The sequence below is a fragment of the Corynebacterium intestinale genome, from assembly GCF_023574125.1.
Lineage (GTDB): Bacteria > Actinomycetota > Actinomycetes > Mycobacteriales > Mycobacteriaceae > Corynebacterium > Corynebacterium hesseae.
In genome coordinates this window covers 61,833-82,739 of sequence record NZ_JAMKFF010000006.1, presented here as the reverse complement: position 1 = coordinate 82,739, position 20,907 = coordinate 61,833, and the positions used below count along the sequence as shown (strand labels likewise).

Below are 20,907 nucleotides of genomic sequence, written 5' to 3'. Positions count from 1 at the left end.
AACCGCACGGAGTGTCACTCGCATGCGGTTCGGGGCTAATCCTTATAGGCCCAGCGCGGGGCCCAAGTCAGCGCTTAGAGCGGCTGGCCAGCACCGGCACCAGCCGGCGGCGGATTGCCGTCATCACCATCGTTGTTGTGGGATTCCTCGGCGGAGTCGCTACCAGACTCATCGAGGACATCCGGGGTGACGGTGTCAGGACCATCGGAATTCGGACCGTGGGATCCCTCATCGATCTCGGTGGCTAGTTCCTCATCGGCCTCGCGCACGGCGGTTTCCTCGAGCTCCTTGTCGAAGGTGTCCTCCGGCAGCGGGCGCGGACGCGGGGTGAAGGTAAAGGTTGCGGAAGAGTTGTCCTTGGACTCACCATCCCAGCCTTCAACATCCACGGTGATGATCTCACCGGCGCCAATTTCACCGAAGAGGATCTTCTCGGAGAGCTGGTCCTCAATCTCGCGCTGGATGGTGCGGCGCAACGGGCGAGCGCCCAAGACCGGATCGAAGCCACGCTTGGCAAGAAGATCCTTGGCCTTCTGGGTGAGCTCGATGCCCATGTCACGCTCGGAAAGCTGCTTCTCGACGCGTCCGATGAGCAGCTCCACCATCTCGACGATCTGCTCCTGGGTGAGCTGGTGGAAGACCACAATCTCATCGATACGGTTGAGGAACTCAGGGCGGAAGTGCTTCTTCAGCTCGTCGTTGACCTTGTTCTTCATGCGCTCATACTGCGCATCCGAATCATTCTCCGAGGAGCCGGTGAAGCCCAAGCCCACGGCCTTCGAGATGTCCTGGGTGCCCAGGTTGGAGGTGAAGATGAGCACCGTATTCTTGAAGTCCACGATGCGGCCCTGGCCATCGGTCAGGCGGCCGTCCTCCAGCACCTGCAGCAAGGTGTTGTAGATCTCCTTGTGGGCCTTCTCGATCTCGTCGAAGAGGACCACGGAGAACGGCTTACGGCGGACCTTCTCCGTCAGCTGGCCGCCTTCCTCGTAGCCGACGTATCCCGGAGGAGCACCGAAGAGACGGGAGGCGGTGAAGCGGTCGTGGAACTCACCCATATCGATCTGGATAAGGTCATCATCCGAACCGAAGAGGAAGTTAGCCAAGGACTTCGACAACTCCGTCTTACCCACACCGGACGGGCCGGCGAAGATGAAGGAACCGGAAGGACGGCGCGGATCCTTCAGACCAGCACGGGTGCGGCGAATGGCGCGGGACACAGCCTTGACGGCTTCGTCCTGGCCAATGATGCGCTTGTGGAGCTCCTCCTCCATGTTGAGGAGGCGGTTGGATTCCTTCTCCGTGAGCTTGAGAACCGGAATGCCAGTCCAGTGAGCCAGGACCTCTGCGATCTGTTCCTCACCGACCTCAGCGATCTCCTCTAGGTCACCGGAACGCCACTGCTTTTCCTTCTCCGCGCGCTCTTCACCCAGCTTGCGCTCCTTATCGCGCAAGCCAGCGGCCTTCTCAAAGTCCTGGGCGTCGATCGCAGCTTCCTTCTCCTTGCGGACCTCAGCGATGCGGTCATCGACCTCGCGCAGGCCCTCCGGAGCGGTCATGCGCTTGATACGCATGCGGGCACCGGCCTCATCGAGGAGGTCCACGGCCTTATCCGGCAGGAAGCGGTCGTTGATGTAGCGGTCAGACAGGGAGGCCGCCGCCTTCAGTGCCTCGTCGGTATAGGAGACACGGTGGTGTGCCTCGTACTTATCGCGCAGGCCTTTGAGGATGAGGATGGTGTCATCGAGAGAAGGCTCTTCCACCTTGACCGGCTGGAAGCGGCGCTCGAGAGCGGCGTCCTTCTCAATGTGCTTGCGGTACTCATCCAGCGTGGTGGCACCGATGGTCTGCAGCTCGCCACGGGCCAGCTTCGGCTTCAGCAGCGACGCGGCGTCGATAGCGCCCTCGGCGGCACCGGCGCCGACCAAGGTGTGGATCTCATCGATGAAGAGGATGATGTCACCGCGCTGGTTAATCTCCTTGAGCACCTTCTTCAGGCGTTCCTCAAAGTCACCGCGGTAGCGCGAACCGGCCACCAGGGAGCCCAGGTCCAGCGAGTAGAGCTGCTTATCCTTGAGGGTCTCCGGGACCTTGCCGTTGACGATATCGAGAGCCAAGCCTTCGACCACGGCGGTTTTACCCACGCCGGGCTCACCGATGAGCACCGGGTTATTCTTCGTGCGGCGGGACAGCACCTGCATAATGCGCTCGATCTCGGAATCGCGGCCCACCACTGGGTCCAGTTTGCCATCGCGCGCAGCCTGGGTGAGGTTGCGGCCGAACTGGTCCAGCACCAGAGAGTTGGAACGCTCACCGGAGCCGCCCGAGCCGCCACGGCCGCCCTGGCCAGCGCCAGCACCAGCGCCAACCGGGCCGGCACCGCCCTGGGACTGGTTGCCTTCGCCCTCGTTGCCCTCATATCCGGAGAGCAGCTGGATAACCTGCTGGCGAACGCGCGGCAAGTCAGCACCCAACTTGGTCAGCACCTGCGCAGCCACACCATCACCCTCACGGATGAGGCCGAGGAGCAGGAACTCGGTGCCAATGTATTTGTGCCCCATCTGGAGGCCCTCACGCAGCGAGAGCTCGAGGACCTTCTTGGCGCGCGGGGTAAATGGGATGTGGCCTGTGTGCGGCTGAGAACCTTGACCAATGATCTCTTCCACCTCACGGCGGACATCCTCCAGCGAGATGCCCATGGACTCCAAGGCCTTGGCTGCTACACCTTCACCTTCATGGATAAGCCCCAGGAGGATGTGCTCGGTGCCGATGTAATTGTGGTTGAGCATGCGTGCTTCCTCCTGCGCCAAAACGATGACGCGGCGAGCACGGTCAGTAAACCTCTCGAACATTACCTCTTACCTTTCGCTTTAAATGTGTCATCCACTCTAACGCGCGGGGCGGACACTCCATTCACGATTTTTCTCCCCACTTCCCCTAAATCCCCGTTTCCGCAGGCAACGGCACTGTACGCCGGTAGCGAACAGGCAGTAGAAAGCCCGCATCACGCACCAGCCTGCCATGGAGGCCTCATCCCCTTAGAATGAAGAGGATTCTATAAATCTCATCGTCGACTCTCCGCGAAGGATTTCCCCTCACCGTGTCTATGCTCCCAGAATTTTTCACCACCCAGCACCAGCTGCGCCAAAAGGCAGTCTTGGACCAAGGAGCCGACTCCACGCTCTTCCTCGTAGAAGATCCCTCACACGATGAGATGCTCGTGGAAATCTACGCCCCAGAGCACCGCGGCGTACTCCGCCAGTCCGGCATTATGGGGCAGCTACAGCACAGCGCCATCGCACCCATCGTGGGCACAGGCACGATGAACAGCGGTCAGGAATTCTTTGTGCGCCGCAGTCTGCCGGGCGAGCAGCTTTCTAACTTCACCTCTTCCGGCGTTGGCGCGCACCACCTGTCCCGGGAGGAAGCCCTCGCCGTCTTTGCTCCATTGGCAGACGCCACCGATTTTCTGCTCAACAAGGGCCGCGCCAACTACGCCATCCGCGCGCTCAATCCGCGTCGCATCATCCTGACCGATAACCGCTCGAATGCCTTCTTCGCTGCGGTCGGACCAGCCTCAACTAACGAAGCTCCCAACGCAACAGCGAAAGAAGCAATCGACCGCCTCGCGCGCATCGTCGCCGCCGCCTGCCCTTCCTTCCGCGCAGCTGCCGCCTACCCCTCGGCTGCTGCCGTCGTTGATTCGCTGCGTAGCGCGGGCACGACCAGCACGAACACGGCTGGCGCGAATACCAGTGGCACGAACACCGCCGCAACGGGCACACCGCAGTGGCAGCCAGAACAGCCTTACTCCCCCGCCCCGCAGGAGGGGTGGGGAACGCAGCCCCAACCGCAGGTCGCAGCTCCCGCTCCCGCGAAAGGCTCCACCAAGCGCAAGTCGACCTCGAAGAAGAAAGTCTTCGCCGGGCTCGGCGTGGGGCTTCTCCTCTTAGCTCTGATCGGCGGCCTACTGTGGTTCTTCTTGGGGCGGCCGGCGTGGTCCGAGGCGGAGCAGGCGCTTGTCGACGACCACCCGGGACTCATCAGCTCCCGTCCCGGCGGGGAAGGCTTCAGCGGTGCCACCTGCGATGCCCGCGAACCGGAAGATGGTCAGGACGCGAAAATCACCTGCGTTGGTGACGGTGTGGGCTACTCCGTGGCGCGGTACGGGGACGTCGCCAAGCGCGATGCAGCCGCCCCGACGCAGGATGCACAGGAACTGTCCAACGGACAGTGCACCGTGCGCAGCTACGACGTTTCCGACACCGAGCCGGTGTTCTACATGGGCGCCGAGGACTCGACCGACGCCGTTCTCGTGTGGGGCGAGGATGCAGAGGAGCTTCGCCTGAACATGCCGCTGTGCTAATTCACGCGCTTGAGCAGCGGCGCAATCACCGCAATGGCGGTGCCGGTCACGCCAGCGAAGAGGAAAGCCCAGTGCGTTCCCTGTGCCGTCGCTGCGGCTGGTCCCATCCCCGCCGCGACACCGGCCTGGGTGCCGCGCGTGAGGAAGACAACGAGGAAGGCCGTTCCCATCGCACCCGCCAGTTGCTGGAAGGTGTTCATGATGGCCGACCCGTGCGAATACAGCTTCTCCGGAAGCGAGGACAGCGCTGTTGTCATCAACGGCGTCATCATCAGGCACATGCCGAAGGAGAAGAGAACGTGCATGCCCACAACCATCCACACGGCTGAGTTCTCGCCCAAGGTGGCCAAGAGCCACAGGCTGGCCACCATAAACAGCGAGCCCGGAATCATGAGCGGGCGCGGGCCATAGGAATCGAAGAGTCGGCCCACAATCGGGGAAAGAAATGCTTGGAGAATTCCACCCGGCATCACCGCCAAACCCGTGGCAAAGGCGGTGACGCCCAGGGTGGTCTGCAGGTAGATGGGCAAGACCGTAACCATTCCCAGCATCAGGCCGAAGGACAATACCAGGATGAGCACCGCGAGCGTGAAGTTGCGAACGCGGAAGGGGCGCATATCCATTAGTGCACGATCCTCGAGCGCCAGACGCCGCTGCCGGCGGATGAAGACGATGAGCGCGATGACGCCCACCACGGTGACGGCGATGTCTACCCAGGCGCCACCCTGCAGCATCTTTTCAATCGAAGACAAACCATAGATCAGACCGCCAAATGCACAAGCAGAAAGAAGTACGGAGGGACCGTCGAGTGGGGTATCGCGGTTCTCACCCACATCACTCAGGCGCCAGAGACCAGCCACCAGGATGAGAGCGATGAGCGGCACCATGGCCCAAAAAATGACGTGCCAGGTGAAGCGGTTGAGGATTGCCCCGCCGACTGTGGGGCCCAGCGCCGGGGCGACGGAAATAACCACAGAAATAATGCCCATCACCGTGCCGCGGCGCTGCGGTGGGACCAGAGTCATGGCCACGGTCATGAGAGTGGGGATCATCAACGCAGTCCCGCCTGCTTGCAGGACGCGCCCGAGGAGCAGAGCGACGAAGCTCGGCGCAAGGGCCGCCACCACGGTGCCTGCCAGGAAGAACCCGGCAGAGGCGAAGAAAATCTGGCGCGTGGTGAGCCTCTCCAGCAGGTAACCGGTGGTCGGAATGACGACGGCCATGGTGAGCATGAATCCCGTCAACAACCACTGTGCGCTCGTGGCGGGGATGCCATAGTCCGCCATGATGGCTGGTAGTGCGACGGACAGCGAGGTCTCGTTGAGAATCATGACCATCGCTCCCAGCACCAGGATGCTGAGGTTGATGACTACCTTGGAGGGAATCTCAGCGGACATGCGGCCAGCCACACCTTTCTTTTCTCTGCTCTGGGAATACTCGCGCCAACGCTTCCGATGTCAGCGCGCAAGGAGTTTAGAGTACTCGCAAGCTAGCCGGGGATGCCACATGAGCCAGGGCAGCGAGGTTTCCTCGCTCCCCGGCAGGTGGTGGGGTTTTAAGGAATCGTTTCCATGTTGCGGGACGTGATGACCACGACGCTGCCACCGCTATCCAGGCTGCAGCCCAGCAGCCGGTTTTCTGGGGTATCCTCCCACAGTTTCGGCGCACCGTATGCACAGTGTCCTAGGTCAGTCTCGAGGTGGCCACGGCTTCCGCCCTCGCCAGCCTGCCAATCATGGTTGGCGTATTCATCCAACAATTCCATGGCGTCATTGCAATTCGTGCCGTCCTCTTGCACGTAGACCAAACCGGTGTCTTCACCACGCGTGCCGCTCTCACCACACACCGCACCGGTGTTGGCAATGCCATCCGCGTCCGGTTTCGCCGGGAAGGTATCGGAGTAGTACTGTCCATCATCCTTGACGGTGAAGTGGTGCCCGTTCGACTTGACCACGAACTCATTGCCGCTGTGCGCCTCAAAGGTTCCACCGTCAAAGCTCACGGTCTCGCCCTCGTTGAGCGTTTCAACCTCGGTGGGCCTATAGAACTCGATGGCCCACACAGGGAAGAAGCCACGGTCACTGCGGTAGCTCACCGCGTTTGACCTCCAGCTTTGCATGACTGGCCCCGGATAGATTGGCGGATCAGCAAACTCCACCTTGCAGTTTGGGCCGTCAGTCTCTTCGTGAATGAGGCAGAGGACGCGCCCATCAGGGCTCTTGACGGCCGGGATGGGGTTCGGAATACTCGCCCGATCACCGCCGGCCATAAAGTCCTTCGGATCGCGTTCCTTCAATCCGCCGGGTTTGTCTTTATCGGGCTTGGCGCTGCTCGACGCCGCGGCCTCAGTAGAGCTACTGGAGGCAGACTCAGAGCTAGTGGAGCTGGCTGAGTTCTGTTGAAACTGTGGCTCATCGCCCGCCGGTTCGCTCGTGGAAGAACACGAAGCCACGGCGCAGGCCATGAGGGAGGCAGAAAGGATAGAGAGAAGCTTCTTCATAACAATCATCGTCCCACGAATTAGTGCTGCGCTAGTAGTTATATGTGTATTTCGGAACATCTGGGTGTACAGCGTCGAGAAGAATGACCCGACCATTACCGGACAAATCACCGCAGTGCAGACGGCGTGCATCCGGATCCGGCATGTCAATGTACTCCGGTTCTCGGTAGGAACACTTCCAGCCGTCAAGCTCCAAAATTCCGCGAGAGTTCATTTCTTTGATGTCCCACTCGTAGTTGAAGTACTTGTCCACGATGTCCATTGCAGTCGTGCAATTCGTCCCGTCTGTCTGCACAAAGACTTTCTGACGGCCAAAATTGGTGTCAGCCTCGCCGCAGACGGTACCCACGGGCGCATAGCCATTGGAGTCCGGTTTAAAAGGATAGGTATCCGCCGAAAACTGGCCGCCGTATTTCACGGTGAACTGGTGCCCTTGGGCCTGAACGGTGAATTCATCTGCGCTGGGGGCTTCAAAAACCACACCGTCTATTTCGACCTTCTCGCCTTCCCCCAGCTGCTGCGATGGAACCTGGTCGCCGGCATCCACCACGCCGTTGGGGAAGAAGCCTGCGCCATCTTTGAAGGAAACCATGTTCGCTTCCCATTGCGGGTTCTCGGGGTCAGGCAGGATAGGCGGGTTCTCAAAGCCAACGCTGCACCAAGGCCCTTTAGAGCCCTCAGTCAGAGAACACGACACCCTGCCGTCTGGGCTCCTCACTCCCCAAGCAACCGTGGTCTCATACCTGAACCCAGTGGCGCGGAAGTCCTCGGCATCGCGCTCTTTGAGTCCGGAAGATTGAGAGCCAAACTCCGGCTCGCGATCTGTGGAATCGCTTTCTTCGGCGCTTTCAGAGCTTTGCGCACTGCTTTGAGAACCGGAGGACTCCACAACTTCGAATCGATGGGTTTCCTCGGTTCCTTCATCAGAAGAACACGCAACCAAGCCAGCCGTTACAAGCGGCAGTGTGAGAAGAGAGAGTAGCTTTTTCATGCTTTGTATTTTTCCACGCAGGCAGGCTTCTCGCTGAGTGATGTGCGCTGTGGCAACAAACTGGAGGCTGCAAAACAACAACGCACAAGCCTTCAGCTGTGGGGCTGGTGGCTTGTGCGTTGCGCGCGGAATGTGCCGCGGGGTGAGCTCTGTGCGAGTTGGCCTCGGGCCTACTTCTCCGGCTTCACAATCGGGAAGAGCACGGTCTCACGGATACCCAGGCCAGTCAGGGCCATGAGCAGGCGGTCGATGCCCATGCCCGTGCCGGCTGTCGGAGGCATTCCCTGCTCCATGGCGGCGAGGAAGTCCTCGTCCAAGACCATGGCTTCCTCATCACCGCCGGCGGCCAAGCGCGCCTGATCCTCAAAGCGCTCGCGCTGGATAACGGGATCCACCAGCTCCGAGTATCCGGTAGCCAGCTCGAAGCCGCGCACGTAGAGATCCCACTTCTCGGTCACACCCGGCAGGGAGCGGTGCTGGCGGGTCAGCGGAGAGGTCTCGACCGGGAAGTTCTTCACAAAGATCGGGCCCTCGAGCTGGTCCTCGCAGAGCACCTCCCAGATCTCTTCCACCAGCTTGCCGTGGCCCCAGCCGCCGTCCTTCGGGACGTCGAGCCCGATGACGTCGGCAAGCGCCTTGAGCTCCTCGACGGTGGAGTCGATGGTGACCTCCGGCTGGCCCGGGAACTTGCGTTGCAGAGCCTCGTTGAGTGAGGGGTACATTTCAATCTCCGGCCACTCTTCACCACCGAAGTCATACTCAGTGCCATCCGCCAAGGTGACGGTGGTGGAACCGAAGACCGCACGTGCCACCGACTGGATGGACTCACGGGTGGTACGGGCGCAATCGTTGTAGTCGCCCCACGCGGCGTAGGTCTCCAGCATGGCGAATTCCGGGGAGTGGGAGCGGTCGACGCCCTCGTTGCGGAAGTTGCGGTTGATCTCAAAGACGCGATCGATGCCGCCGACGACGGCGCGCTTAAGGAAGAGCTCCGGCGCGATGCGCAGGTACAGGTCAATGTCCAAAGCATTGGAGTGCGTTACGAACGGGCGGGCTGCTGCACCGCCGTGGAGGGTCTGCAGCATCGGGGTTTCGATCTCTACGAAGCCCTCATCCTCCAGGTAGTTGCGCAGTGCACGCATGACCTTGACGCGGGTCATGGCATTCTTGCGGGCTTCCTCGCGCACGATGAGGTCGTTGTAGCGCTGGCGCACGCGGGTTTCCTCATTCATGTCAGCGAAGGACACCGGAAGCGGGCGCAAGGACTTCGCCGCCATGGTCCATTCGCTAGCCATGACGGAGAGCTCGCCGCGGCGCGAGGCAATTACTCGGCCGTGCACGGAGATGAAATCACCCAAGTCAACGTCGGACTTCCACGCGGCTAGGCGCTCCTCCCCTACCTCTGCAAGGGACAGCATGGCCTGCACCTGGGTACCGTCGCCATCCTGCAGGGTGGCGAAGCACAGCTTGCCGGTATTGCGCATGAAGATGAGGCGGCCGGCGATGGCCACCTCAACGTCAGTCTCCTCACCAGCGCTGAGGTAGGTAACGCCCTCTTCCGCGGCCGGTTCCTCGCCTTCGGCCACTACCTGGAACTGCTGGCGAAGATCCCGCAGAGAGATCGTGCGGTCTACGGTCACCGGATAGGGCTCGGTGCCGGACTCCAACAGTCGGGCACGCTTCTCGCGGCGAATGCGCAGCTGCTCGGGGACGTCAGTAACTTCAGTATTCTTCTTCTCGCTCACGGTTGTCTAGGGTAGTCGATCCCTATACGCTGGCGCGATCCCGGTTCACAGAGTGTTCATCTAGCGGTTAGACAGGATCAACCGCGCGGTCATCTCAACCGTATTAACTCATGACGTCCGTTGCGACACTTCGTTGCGACATCCCCTTGCGCAACCAACGATTTTCGATTTTTGGAGCATAACTTTCATGGCACTCAACGGCCGTAATCTCTTGGCTAACATGTTCACCTCGTCTCGTTCTTCTCTTACCTGCACCTACAAGTGCGGTAATGCCTGTTTCGGCGAATGCGAGAACACCTCCGACAACCCTTACTTCGGCGACCAGTTCTCCCGCCGTACCGCCCTGCGCGCCGGTGGCTTGGCTGTCGTCGCCGTTGGTGGTTCCTCTGCGCTGGCTGCATGCGCTGCTCCGGATGACAACGGGTCTGCGGCGGGCGGCTCCTCCAACAAGACCAGCGAAGTTAAGGGCTCCGACATCGAGCTCACCTCCGCCGAAGGCATGCACTTTGAAGCCGTTGAGGCCAATACCAAGGATGAGGTCGTCATCCCGAAGGGCTATGAGCAGTCCGTTCTGATTGCCTGGGGTGACCCAGTCATCGAGGGCGCTCCGGAATTCGACGTCAACAACCAGACCGCCGAAGCGGCGGAGAAGCAGTTCGGCTTCAACAATGACTTCGCCGGCCTCATCGAGCACCCGGATGACAAGAACCGCATGATCTACATGTGCTCGCACGAGTACACCACCGAGCCGATGATGTTCCCGGACTACGATCCGGAGAACCCCACCGAGGAACAGGTGAAGATCGGCTGGGCCGGTCACGGCCACACTATCCTCGAGGTGTCCAAGGTCAAGGGCTCCGGCGAGCTCAAGCGTGAGTTCGGCCCGCTCAACCGCCGCATCACCGCCACCACCCCGTTCACCCTGGTGGGCCCAGCTAAGGGCACTGACCTGGTGAAGACCTCCGCCGACCCGAAGGGTGAGAAGGTCCTGGGTACCCTCAACAACTGCTCCGGCGGCGTGACCCCGTGGAACACCATGCTCTCCGGCGAAGAGAACTTCGACCAATACTTCGCCGGCGGCGACATCAAGGATAAGAAGGCTGCTGAATCCCTCAAGCGCTTCGGCATCGAGGAAGGCCCGTCCGACCGCAAGTGGGAAAAGTACGATGACCGCTTTGATGTGACCAAGGAGCCGAACGAGCCGAACCGCTTTGGCTGGCTCGTGGAGATCAACCCGCTGGACCCGAAGTCCACCCCGATTAAGCACACCGCAGTGGGCCGCTTCAAGCACGAGGCCGGCAACATCCACATAACCAAGGATGGCACCGTGGTGTGCTACTCCGGCGATGACTCCCGCTTCGAGTACGTCTACAAGTTCGTCTCCACCAAGAAGTACAAGGAAGGCGATCTCGAGCACAACATGACCATCCTGGACCACGGCACCTTGTACGTGGCCAAGATGGAGGGCAACTCCCCGGAGAAGGAAATCGACGGCTCTGGTGTCCTGCCGGAGGACGGCGCTTTCGATGGCAGCGGCGAGTGGGTCAAGCTGCTGACCTCCGATACTGAGAACAACAAGTTCGAGTCCCACGTGGACGGCATGTCCGCCGAAGAGGTCGCCGTCTTTACCCGTGAGGCCGCCGACAAGGTGGGCGCCACCAAGATGGACCGCCCGGAAGACGTCCAGGTTCACCCGGAGACCGAGAAGGTCTACATCGCGCTGACCAACAATAAGTACCGCGGCGCCACCGGCGAGAACGCTAAGAAGAACAAGGAAGACGCCAAGGAATGGGCTCCGGTCAAGGAGAACAAGAACGGCCTCGTCATGGAGCTCGAGGATGACCACGCCGGTGAGAAGTTCACCTGGAACCTCTTCCTAGTCTGCGGTGACCCGCGTGAGGCCAGCACCTACTTCGGTGGCTTCGACAAGGAGAAGGTCTCCCCGATTTCCTGCCCGGATAACCTGGCCTTCGACAACCACGGCAACCTGTGGATCTCCACTGACGGCAACGCGCTGGACTCTAACGACGGCCTCTACGCCGTGACCACCGAGGGCGAGACCCGCGGCGAGCTCAAGTGCTTCCTCACCGTCCCGGCGGGCGCGGAGACCTGTGGCCCGATCGTCGACGATGACCGCGTCATGGTCAACGTTCAGCACCCGGGCGAGTCTGATGACGCCACCTTCGACAAGGCCACCTCCCACTGGCCTGATGGCGGTAAGTCCACCCCGCGCCCGGCCGTGGTTGTGGTGTGGAAGAAGGGCGGCAAGATCGGTACCGAATAAGGCACCGACGCTGCGTAGTGCGCACTCTTAGGCGGTGCGCAGCTGCGCCTCCAGCACCTCCTGTGCGAAGTCCCACAACGGGGTTGCAACCCCAGCTTTGACGCCCATGCGTCGGATCGCTCCGACCTGGGCGTCTAATTCGTTGGGCAATCCTTCCTTGATATCGCGCTGCATTGAGGACGTGCTGTCCGGGTGCTGCTGGCGGGCAAACTCCATGGTCTGTTCCACCACGTTCTCTGGTAGCTCCACGCCGAGTGCGCGCCCGACGGCCTCAACTTCCCGCATGAAGGCCTCGAGCTGGCCGGGGATTTCCTGGCAGAGGTACCCAATCGGTTTGTCCACCAAGGTGCCTAGAGTGCCTGTCGGGGTGACGAACATGGCTTTCGACCAGACGTCGACAAGCGCGGCGTCGTGGAACTTGCTGGAGGCCCCAGACTTTTTCAACGCGGCCGCCAGCTCCTCGCCCGTACGGCGCAGCGACTCCGGCGCCTCAGCACTCAGCGGACCAAAAGCTAAAGCCAAGGGCCCTGGGTTGCGCTTGATCTGAGCCGGTCCCAGGCGGGTGGCGTAAACGCGGGCGACACCGGCAAGGATGTTTTCCTCCCCGAATTCCTCGGCCGCCAGGTAGGGAATCTCAACCGAGTTGTGCGTGGTCACCACCGGGATCCCCTGCAGGGCCTCTCGGTCCTCCGCGCTGCCAAAGGTCTCGTTGCCCGGCAGCGCCTTCGACGCAATAACCGCCACGTCCAGCCCACCCAAGAGTTCTTTGACCTCAGCAAAAGTTTGGGCAGCCGGGACCTTAATGACCTCGGTGGTGGTGGGTTCCGCGTGGGCGTCGATCAGCGTCACGCCCGTCTCCCCCAACACCCGCAAGGTCTCACCGCGAGCGACGAAGGCGACGTCGTGGCCCGCTGCTTTCAGTTTTCCGCCAAAGTATCCGCCGATGGCGCCGGCTCCCAGAATTCCAATCTTCATGCCTCCAACCTAACTGGTGGAGACCTGCGCCACAGACTTTTATCCGCGCTGTTCTAAGTTACGGAAGCCAATGCCCAACGGCACGCCCGCGTTATCGATGAGCCGCACCCCACCCACGGTAGCGGCGATAAAGAGGCGGGCATCGCCCTCTGCGGGGGCCTCACCCAGGTCGCGTCCGCGCAGCTCGACGTACTCCGACTCCACGTTTGCTGCGGCCAACACTTCACGTGCCACGCGCACAACCTCTTCGGCTCCGGACTCCGCCGCGTACGCACCGGCGGTGAGTGCCGCCGACAGCGCGCTGGCTTGCTCGCGGGCCTCCGGTGCGACGTCAGCGTTGCGCAGGCTCATCACCACTCCGTCCGGCATGCGCACCGAGGGCACGCCCTGCACGCGCGCTGTGATGTGGAGGTCCGTAAAAGCCTGCTGGGTGGCCACGAGCAGCTCGTAGTCCTTCTCCCCCATGAAAACATCACTGGGCCCCAGCGCACAGGTCAGCGCCACAATGCGGGTCAGCTCCGCGCTCACGTCCTCCATGCCGTGGTCGGGTGCAAGGACCCGCGTGCGCTGGCTCTGCTCGCTATAGCGCCACACCACATCAACACCGTCGAGGGCAGAGATGTCCGTCTCTGGGTCCACAGCCACGACGACGATGCCGCCGCGCACGCGCTGCGCCGCCTGCACCAAGGCCAAGTGCCCCGCATGGATATCGCGGCCCAGCGGCACGAGCACCACACGCTTGCCCGTCTTGCGGTAGGCGCTACCAACCATGCGGATGCGCTCAATGTCCTCCACTAGGAGTTGTTCTGCCACGGCGCTTCCTTCCTTACTGCCCACAGTTCCAGTTCTTCAATCTTCTCCTGCCCGCCCACCATGCGGGCGACGTCGCGGTAGTTGCGCGCCATGCCCAGCTCCACGGCGGCAGAATAAGCATCGATGATGTCCCCGGCGTCGAGGTCGAAGGCGCCGCCCATAAAGTTTTCGATAATCCCCGCCTTTATCGCCGCCCACACGCTGAGTGCACCGAGCATCTCCGCGTAGTACAACCGTGCGGCACGTTCGGCGCGCTGCTCCTCCGGCACCGTTTCTGCGGACTGGGAAATCTCCGATAGCAGCAGACCAATGACGGTTTCCGCTACCTCATCGGGCGCGCTCACCGCATAGGAGTCAGCCAATGGTGCTGCGGCAATCGTCACACAGCCTCGTATTTCCAGCTCATCGAGTGCTTCTACCCCAACCAGCAACGAGGTATGAATAATAATCTGCCTAGGGCGCACGTGCTTGGCCACATCCCCAACAGCCGCCTCCAGCTCTCTCGCCGTTGCAGCGATAATCAGTGCATCGAAGCGGTCCAACTCGGAGGGGTCCTCAAGGCTCTCGATGGTGTGGCCGGCCCACTCGAGGCGCCGTGCGAAGTTAAGGCCGGCCCGGGAGTTACCCCAGACCGCCACCCGCATGCGTGGTGCCTTCATCTACTTCTTGTCGCCCTTGTTCTGCTGTTCCTGCTGACGCTTGCGGCGTGCCATGAGCTCCGCCACGGAGACCGCGCCCTCGCGGTGCTCATCGCTGCGGCGGCGGCCACGGGTGCTGGTCTGTGCGGTGTCTGCCTCCGGCTTGCGGTGGCGGTGGTGCGGCTGGGCCGGGGCAGAGTTCTCCTTGATGTGCTGCCCGCCCGCAGCACCCTGGTTCCACTGCACGGCCTGGAAACTATCGGTCTTAAACTCCGGCGCCTTCTGCTGCGGCTTCGGCTGTGGCTGGGGTTTCTCGGCCTTCGGCTTCGGTTGCGGCTTCTGCTGCGCCGCCTGCGGCTTAGGCTGCGTTTCGGTCATTGGGCGAAATGCCGGGGGACGGTTCTGAGAAGGCTGCGGCGCGCCGAAGGGCGATGGGGCTGGGCGGGCGCCCTGCTGATCTGCGGGATTCCCGGCGGGTTTCGTGGCGGGCTGCTCGGCTGGCTTCTGAGTGGGGTGCTGAGCAGGCTTCGCGCCTGGCTCCGCAGCCGGCTGCTGGGCGTTGGCACGGGCATTATCCGCCAACAGGTTGTCCAGCGGGTTGCTCACTGGGTGGGTGGGCTGCGAGCCGAGGCGGCCTGCCACGGCGTCGGCAGAAGGCGCGCCACCGGACTTCTGAGTGAAGTTCACGTTGGTGGCATCGCCACGCTCATCCACGCTCGCGCCGCCGGCCTTGCGCTCCAGCTCCTGGATACGGCGGGCCTCCGCGTACAGGGCGGCAGGTTCGTAGACCCACTCGCGCCCGGAGATCTCCTCGATCTGGGCGCGGATGGCTTCTAGTTCAGAACGGATCTCCGCCAGAACCTCGCTATTGTCTGCTGTGGAAGATCCGGAGGCGGTCAGTGAGGAAGCGGCATGGGCGCGCTCCACCGCCAGAAGCTCGTTGGCCTCATGGGCCTGACGGCGGTAGCGCACCACCAGGAAGAAGCCCAGAACCGCGGCCCACAGGGAGGCGAGCAAAGCGATCTTCAGCGCATTCGCTGAGCCCGAAATCAACATAACCAGGCTGGCAATGACAGCGAGAATGACCAAGACGATGAGCCCGATGGAACCGGCGTCCGTCTTCGAACCGGACTGGGAAGACTCCACCGACGTTGGCGGCTGTGAGTCCGGCTGTACAGAAAACTGGGTCGTCGGGCGATCATCCGGGGCCGACTCGTGCTGGGGCTCAGGGGCGTGGTTCGGACTCGTCATGCCCACTAACTTACCGCTTGTGCACCATCAGATGGAGGTGGCACCTCGCAGTGTCGCTCCAGCACCACTCCGGCAACGCACATCGCGGCACCACCCAGCGCCGAGGTCACCACCCCGGTCAGGTCACCGGACGCAGCAACGAGCTCGCCGGCGCGCGGCACGACATAGACCGCCATTCCCGCATAGGCCCCACCCACGATGGCGCCGGTCCACGCGGAGGCTTTACCGACGAGCAGGAATTGCGCGATAGTCATGGGATTCAGCTGCGAGTTATCCAGGCCGATGCCATGCTCATCGTCCTTGGCGCCGCGCACCTTGAGGGTCAACAGCACACAGACCAGCGCCATGGCCCACAGGGAAATCGACACCGTTGCCGGAATGGCCAGCATTGAGCCATAAAAGCGGGTGGTGAGGATGGCGGCCGCTGCGGCCACGAAGAGGGCCACGCCGACGAGCGCGCTGATCGACGTCCTCTTCATCGCCTACCCCACTTCCTTCACCGCTGCGACCTCGTCCTCATCGAGGCCCGCGATGAGCTCGCGCACCGGGGTGCCGTTGAGCTCCGCGTGCTCATCCGCAGCCAACCACGGCACGAGCACGAAAGCGCGCTCGTGTGCATAGGGGTGCGGGAGGGTGAGCTCCGGATCATCGGAGGTAACGCCGTCTATCTGCACGATGTCCACGTCTAAGGTGCGCGGACCCCAGTGCCGCACGCGTACGCGCTCGGCGGCTTCTTCCAACTTCTGGCCACGGCGCAGCAGCTCCAGCGGAGTGCAGTCCACGTCCACGATAAGCACTGCGTTGAGGAATTCATCTTGGTCAGTCACACCCCACGGCGGGGTGGCATAGACCGGGGAGGCCGCAACGGTCTCGGCGGCGAATTCATCGAAAACGGTCTGCAGGAGCGCGCGGCGATCCTCCATGTTGGACCCGATGGACAAGACAGCGCGCATTAGCCTGCCATCCGCTTCCGGGAGCGGCGCGCTACGACCGCGACGTCGGCAAAGGTGCGCGGGATGGGTGCCTTCGGCTTGTGGATCGTCACCTCGATGGCGTGGAGGATCTCGAAGCGCTGCATCGCGGTCTCGGCGACTTCAGCGGCCACCGTTTCGATGAGATCGCGGGAGGGGCCTTCGACGATGTTTGCTGCGACGTCGGCAAGCTCGGCGTAGTTGACCGTCCGTGACAGGTCATCCTCGATGCCCGCGGTGTCCAACCAACATGTGACGTCCACGATGAAGGGCTGCCCCGTCTTCTTCTCTTCCTCGAAGACGCCGTGGTAGCCAAAGCATTCCAGGCCGGTGAGCTCGATGCGATCCGCCATGGGTTTAAGCCCTCCCCAGCGAAGTCGAGACCACGGTGCCTCCATCGGCGCCGTTGGCGTAGCTACCGGAGGCATGCTCGCCGCCGGTATACGCCGCGCCCGCATTCCAGGCCGCGGCGACATCCACGGCATCGCGGGAGACATCAACCTCGTGCACGCGCACGCCCCACGCTCCCATCTGTGCGGAAATGGCGGTCACGGCCGCGGTGGCCGGATCCGCGAGAAGCGGGCTGGACTCGACACCGCGATCCTCCCGGATGGCGGCGAGGAAGCGCTTGCGGGAAGCGCCCACAAGCAGCGGGAACTCGCCCTCCAGGAATTCCGGCAACGCCTTGAGCAAAGCCCAGTTATCCTGCGGGGACTTGGCAAATCCCAGGCCCGGATCCACCACGATATTGTCGTGGCTAACACCTGCCTGGAGGGCGTTATCGGCGAGCTTCGCCAGGGACTCGTGGACATCGCGCACCACGTCCCCGCCGTGGTCGGCCACACCGGCGGCCGAACCGAATTGGACGGTGCGCCAGTGCATGAGGCACACCGGCAGACCGGTAGCCGCCATAGTGCGGTACATCTCCGGGTCGGCGGCACCACCGGAGACGTCATTGATCATGTCGGCACCAGCTTCGGCGGCAGCTTGAGCAACCGAGGCTCGCATCGTATCCACGGAGGTCTTGATCCCCTCCTCGTGCAGCGCCTTGATGACGGGCACGACGCGGTGCTCCTCTTCTTCGGCCGCGACACGCACTGCACCCGGGCGGGTGGACTCGCCGCCCACATCGATCATGTCCGCGCCGGAGGCCACCAAGTGCCGGGCGTGCGCGATGGCGTCGTCGACATTAATCCAGCGTCCGCCGTCAGAGAAGGAATCTTCCGTGACGTTGACGATGCCCATGACCAGCGTGCGGCCGGGGACGGTGAGGTTGCTGACTGCCATGGAAACTAGCTCCTAATGAGGCTCATGACCTCCGCACGGGAGGCCGCATTCTTCTTGAAACCGCCGCGGACCGCGGAGGTCGTCGTGGTAGCCCCCGGCTTGCGGATGCCGCGCATGGCCATGCACAGGTGCTCGCACTCGATGACCACGATGACGGACTGTGCGTGGAGGACGTCCACGAGGGCGTTGGCGATCTGGCTGGTGAGGCGTTCCTGGACCTGCGGGCGCTTGGCGTACATATCCGCCAGGCGGGCCAGCTTAGACAGTCCGGTGACGTGGCCGTCGGGGCCCGGGATGTAGCCGATGTGCGCCTTGCCGTAGAAGGGCACAAGGTGGTGCTCGCACGTGGAGTAGATGGGGATATCGCGCACGAGGACGAGTTCCTGGTGCTCCTCCGCGAAGGTCTTGTGGAGGACCTCGGTCGGATCTTGGTGCAAGCCGGCAAAGACCTCCGCATAGGCGCGGGCCACGCGGGCCGGGGTTTCGCGCAGGCCCTCGCGGTCGGGGTCCTCGCCGACGGCGATGAGAAGCTCGCGGACGGCTGCTTCGGCGCGCTCGTGATCGAACTCGCGCTGCGCCGGGATGTTATCGCTCATTGGTCTCGCCGTCCTTGTACGGGTTGTTGCGGTATTCGTTGTCTCCCCAGCCGGGCGCGCCCCAGGCGTGATCCTCCGGCTTGGCGTGGCGGCCGCGGCGTTCCGGTTCGCGCGGCTGCGGCTGAGGTTCTGGCTGCGGCTGGGATTCTGGCTGCGGTGCAGCGGACTCCGGCACACGCGGAATCTCTTGGGTGTCCTCGCTACTGGGCCCTGCCTGCTCTGGGGCCACGGTCTCCTCCTGCGCCGCATCGCTGACAGCTTCGTCCTCGCTCAGCTCGCGGCCAGTGGGTTCGGTGATCTCGGATTCGCCGAAGAAGGTGTTGCCCTTGTCCGGGTCCACATAGTCACCTGCGTGCTGGCCAAAGCTGAAGCCGATCTCCTCGACCGGCGCCGCCGATGCAGTGCCACCGGCTTCGCCGCCGTTCTCCTTCGCGCGCTCAAGCTCCGCCTGGCGGCGCTCGCGGGCGGCGCGGGAGGCGTCGAGAAGCGTCATGCGTTTCGGCAGTTCCTCACCACGCTCCTGGGCCAGCTCCACCGGGGTCTTCACCGGCTCGCGGCCAGCCTGGCGCGGGAAGCGGGCGTCCTCGTTCGGGAAGACGTCGAAGGCCTCGCGCGGCTCGATGCCCTCGAAGATGCCCTCGAGGTCCGGGCGGCGCAGGGTTTCCTTCTCCAGCAGCATCTCGGCGAGCTTATCCAGGTAGTCGCGGTGCTCGGACAGGATGTCATAGGCCTGCTGGTGCGCGCGGTCCAAGAGGTACGCCATCTGCTCATCGATCTTGGTGGCCACGGAATCCGAGTAGTCAATGGTTCCACCGCCGCCGGCATAGCTGAAGGGATCGCCCTGCTCCTGGCCGTACTTGACGGTACCCAGGTCCGGGCTGAAGCCGTATTCGGTCAGCATGGAACGCGCGATCTTGGTGGCGTGCTCGATATCGGAGGAGGCACCGGTGGTCGGTGCGCCGAACACGAGCTCTTCCGCGGCACGCCCGCCCATGGCGAAGACGAGGCGAGCGAAAAGCTCGTCGCGGGTGTACATGCCCTTGTCGTCTTCCTGCGCGGTCATGGCGTGGCCGCCGGTGCGGCCGCGGGCCAGGATGGTCACCTTGTAGACGCGCTCAATGTCCTTGAGCGCCCACGCCGACAAGGTATGGCCGCCCTCGTGGTAGGCGGTGACCTTCTTCTCATGCTCAGAGATGATCTTGCTCTGGCGGCGCGGGCCGCCGACGACGCGGTCGGTGGCCTCCTCCAGCGCGTCGTAGGTAATGACGTTGCCGCCAATGCGCGCGGTGAGCAGGGCAGCCTCGTTGAGAACGTTGGCCAGGTCCGCACCGGACATGCCGGCGGTGCGCTTGGCCAGCTGCGCCACGTCCACTTCCTTGGCCAGCGGCTTGTCCTTAGCGTGCACGCGCAGAATCTGCTCGCGGCCGGCCAGGTCCGGATTGGTCACCGGGATCTGGCGGTCGAAGCGGCCCGGGCGCAGAAGCGCCGGGTCCAAGATGTCGGGACGGTTGGTGGCGGCGATGAGGATGACGCCCTCACGGTCACCGAAGCCATCCATCTCCACGAGCAACTGGTTCAGCGTCTGCTCGCGCTCATCGTGGCCGCCGCCGGTACCGGAACCACGCTGGCGGCCCACGGCGTCAATCTCATCGACGAAGATGATGCACGGGCTATTCTGCTTGGCCTGCTTGAACAGGTCGCGCACGCGGGAAGCACCGACGCCGACGAACATCTCCACGAAGTCGGAACCGGAAATGGAATAGAAAGGCACGCCGGCCTCACCCGCAACGGCGCGGGCCAGAAGGGTCTTACCCGTGCCGGGAGGGCCGTACAACAGCACGCCGCGCGGGATTTTCGCGCCCAGCGCGTGATAGCGCTCCGGATCATCCAGGAAGTCCTTGATCTCCTGGAGTTCATCCACCGCTTCATCCGCACCGGCAACATCCGCAAAGGTGTTGGTGGGCATGTCCTTGGTCAGCTCCTTGGCCTTGGAGCCACCAATGCCGAACATGCCGCCCGCGCCCTGCTGCATGCGGGTCATAAGCCAGAACAGCAGCGCGAAGAGGATCAGCATCGGCAGCAGGAAGCTGATCATGGAACCGATGAAGGAATCCTGCGTCACCTTGGTCTGGTACTTCTCCGCACCAGAGCCCTTCACCGCGTTAAAGACCTGCTCGGAGGCGCGGGCCGGGTACTTGGCAATGACCTCTTCGACGCCTTCCTGCTCCTCCACCGTCACCGGCTTCTTGAGCTTGAGGCGCAGCTGCTGCTCGCGGTCATCGATCTGTGCTTCCTCGACGTTCTTATCCGTCAGCTGCTGCATGGCCACGGAGGTGTCCACCTGCTTGAAGCTGCGGGCATCATTGCTAAAGAACGTGAAAGCGTACAGCAGGATGAGAACTAGGCCCGCGATCGAGCCATAGCGGATGATGTTCTTATTTTTCATTAATTACCTTGCGAATTCGAGGCCTCATGCAACAGAGGGCAAGA

General features: G+C 62.7%; 17 protein-coding genes. 2 read left to right on the top strand and 15 right to left on the bottom strand.

What is annotated here, in order from left to right; all coding sequences use genetic code 11:
* Positions 1-74: 74 nt before the first annotated feature.
* Entirely contained in the window at positions 75-2,852 is a 2,778-nt protein-coding gene (locus tag M5J06_RS07920; protein ID WP_070522758.1) for an ATP-dependent Clp protease ATP-binding subunit, read from the bottom strand.
* Between the two features lie 254 nt (positions 2,853-3,106).
* On the opposite strand from M5J06_RS07920, the gene M5J06_RS07915 reads away from it, so the two are divergent.
* A complete protein-coding gene (locus M5J06_RS07915) occupies positions 3,107-4,366 on the top strand; it encodes a serine/threonine protein kinase (RefSeq protein ID WP_070522755.1) in 1,260 nt (419 codons plus the stop codon).
* On the opposite strand, the gene M5J06_RS07910 is transcribed toward M5J06_RS07915, so the two are convergent.
* The 4 genes from M5J06_RS07910 to lysS all read right to left on the bottom strand — a co-directional run bounded on the left by M5J06_RS07910 (position 4,363) and on the right by lysS (position 9,602).
* A complete protein-coding gene (locus tag M5J06_RS07910; protein WP_239248980.1) occupies positions 4,363-5,763 on the bottom strand; it encodes an MDR family MFS transporter in 1,401 nt (466 codons plus the stop codon). The genes M5J06_RS07915 and M5J06_RS07910 overlap by 4 nt on opposite strands.
* 158 nt (positions 5,764-5,921) lie before the next feature.
* Entirely contained in the window at positions 5,922-6,866 is a 945-nt protein-coding gene (locus M5J06_RS07905) for a hypothetical protein (protein WP_070532269.1), read from the bottom strand.
* Between the two features lie 31 nt (positions 6,867-6,897).
* Entirely contained in the window at positions 6,898-7,857 is a 960-nt protein-coding gene (locus M5J06_RS07900) for a hypothetical protein (RefSeq protein WP_070532267.1), read from the bottom strand.
* 170 nt (positions 7,858-8,027) lie between these two features.
* Positions 8,028-9,602, bottom strand: a complete 1,575-nt coding sequence (gene lysS / locus M5J06_RS07895) for a lysine--tRNA ligase (RefSeq protein ID WP_070532265.1) — start codon at positions 9,600-9,602, stop codon at positions 8,028-8,030.
* Between the two features lie 187 nt (positions 9,603-9,789).
* On the opposite strand from lysS, the gene M5J06_RS07890 reads away from it, so the two are divergent.
* Complete coding sequence (locus M5J06_RS07890) at positions 9,790-11,886, top strand: PhoX family protein (protein ID WP_070532262.1); 2,097 nt, start codon at positions 9,790-9,792, stop codon at positions 11,884-11,886.
* Between the two features lie 27 nt (positions 11,887-11,913).
* Here the strand turns inward: M5J06_RS07890 and M5J06_RS07885 are convergent, their stop codons facing one another.
* Genes M5J06_RS07885 through ftsH form a run of 10 tightly spaced genes read right to left on the bottom strand, consistent with a single transcriptional unit; the run spans position 11,914 to position 20,863 of the window.
* Positions 11,914-12,861: a 2-dehydropantoate 2-reductase gene (locus tag M5J06_RS07885; RefSeq protein ID WP_070564111.1), complete on the bottom strand. Its 948-nt coding sequence runs from the start codon at positions 12,859-12,861 to the stop codon at positions 11,914-11,916.
* Positions 12,862-12,900: 39 nt separating this feature from the next.
* Positions 12,901-13,674, bottom strand: coding sequence for a pantoate--beta-alanine ligase (locus M5J06_RS07880; RefSeq protein WP_367615198.1), 774 nt, complete (start codon positions 13,672-13,674; stop codon positions 12,901-12,903).
* The gene (locus tag M5J06_RS07875; RefSeq protein WP_144014574.1) at positions 13,656-14,333 is read right to left on the bottom strand and encodes a Rossmann-fold NAD(P)-binding domain-containing protein; all 678 of its coding nucleotides are present in this window, start codon (positions 14,331-14,333) and stop codon (positions 13,656-13,658) included. The genes M5J06_RS07880 and M5J06_RS07875 overlap by 19 nt, the downstream gene beginning before the upstream one ends.
* Positions 14,334-15,563, bottom strand: a complete 1,230-nt coding sequence (locus M5J06_RS07870) for a DUF6779 domain-containing protein (RefSeq protein WP_070683125.1) — start codon at positions 15,561-15,563, stop codon at positions 14,334-14,336.
* A gap of 5 nt (positions 15,564-15,568) precedes the next feature.
* Positions 15,569-16,042 (bottom strand): DUF3180 domain-containing protein, encoded by a 474-nt coding sequence (locus tag M5J06_RS07865; protein WP_070532256.1) that lies wholly within the window; start codon positions 16,040-16,042, stop codon positions 15,569-15,571.
* Positions 16,043-16,045: 3 nt separating this feature from the next.
* Positions 16,046-16,516 (bottom strand): 2-amino-4-hydroxy-6-hydroxymethyldihydropteridine diphosphokinase, encoded by a 471-nt coding sequence (folK, locus tag M5J06_RS07860; RefSeq protein ID WP_070532253.1) that lies wholly within the window; start codon positions 16,514-16,516, stop codon positions 16,046-16,048.
* A complete protein-coding gene (folB, locus tag M5J06_RS07855; RefSeq protein WP_070564117.1) occupies positions 16,516-16,887 on the bottom strand; it encodes a dihydroneopterin aldolase in 372 nt (123 codons plus the stop codon). The genes folK and folB overlap by 1 nt, the downstream gene beginning before the upstream one ends.
* Positions 16,888-16,891: 4 nt before the next feature.
* Positions 16,892-17,821, bottom strand: a complete 930-nt coding sequence (gene folP / locus M5J06_RS07850) for a dihydropteroate synthase (RefSeq protein WP_070564120.1) — start codon at positions 17,819-17,821, stop codon at positions 16,892-16,894.
* Between the two features lie 5 nt (positions 17,822-17,826).
* On the bottom strand, positions 17,827-18,417 hold the full coding sequence (folE, locus tag M5J06_RS07845) for a GTP cyclohydrolase I FolE (RefSeq protein WP_070532246.1): 591 nt from the start codon (positions 18,415-18,417) through the stop codon (positions 17,827-17,829).
* A complete protein-coding gene (gene ftsH / locus M5J06_RS07840) occupies positions 18,407-20,863 on the bottom strand; it encodes an ATP-dependent zinc metalloprotease FtsH (RefSeq protein WP_070532243.1) in 2,457 nt (818 codons plus the stop codon). The genes folE and ftsH overlap by 11 nt, the downstream gene beginning before the upstream one ends.
* Positions 20,864-20,907 lie beyond the last annotated feature (44 nt).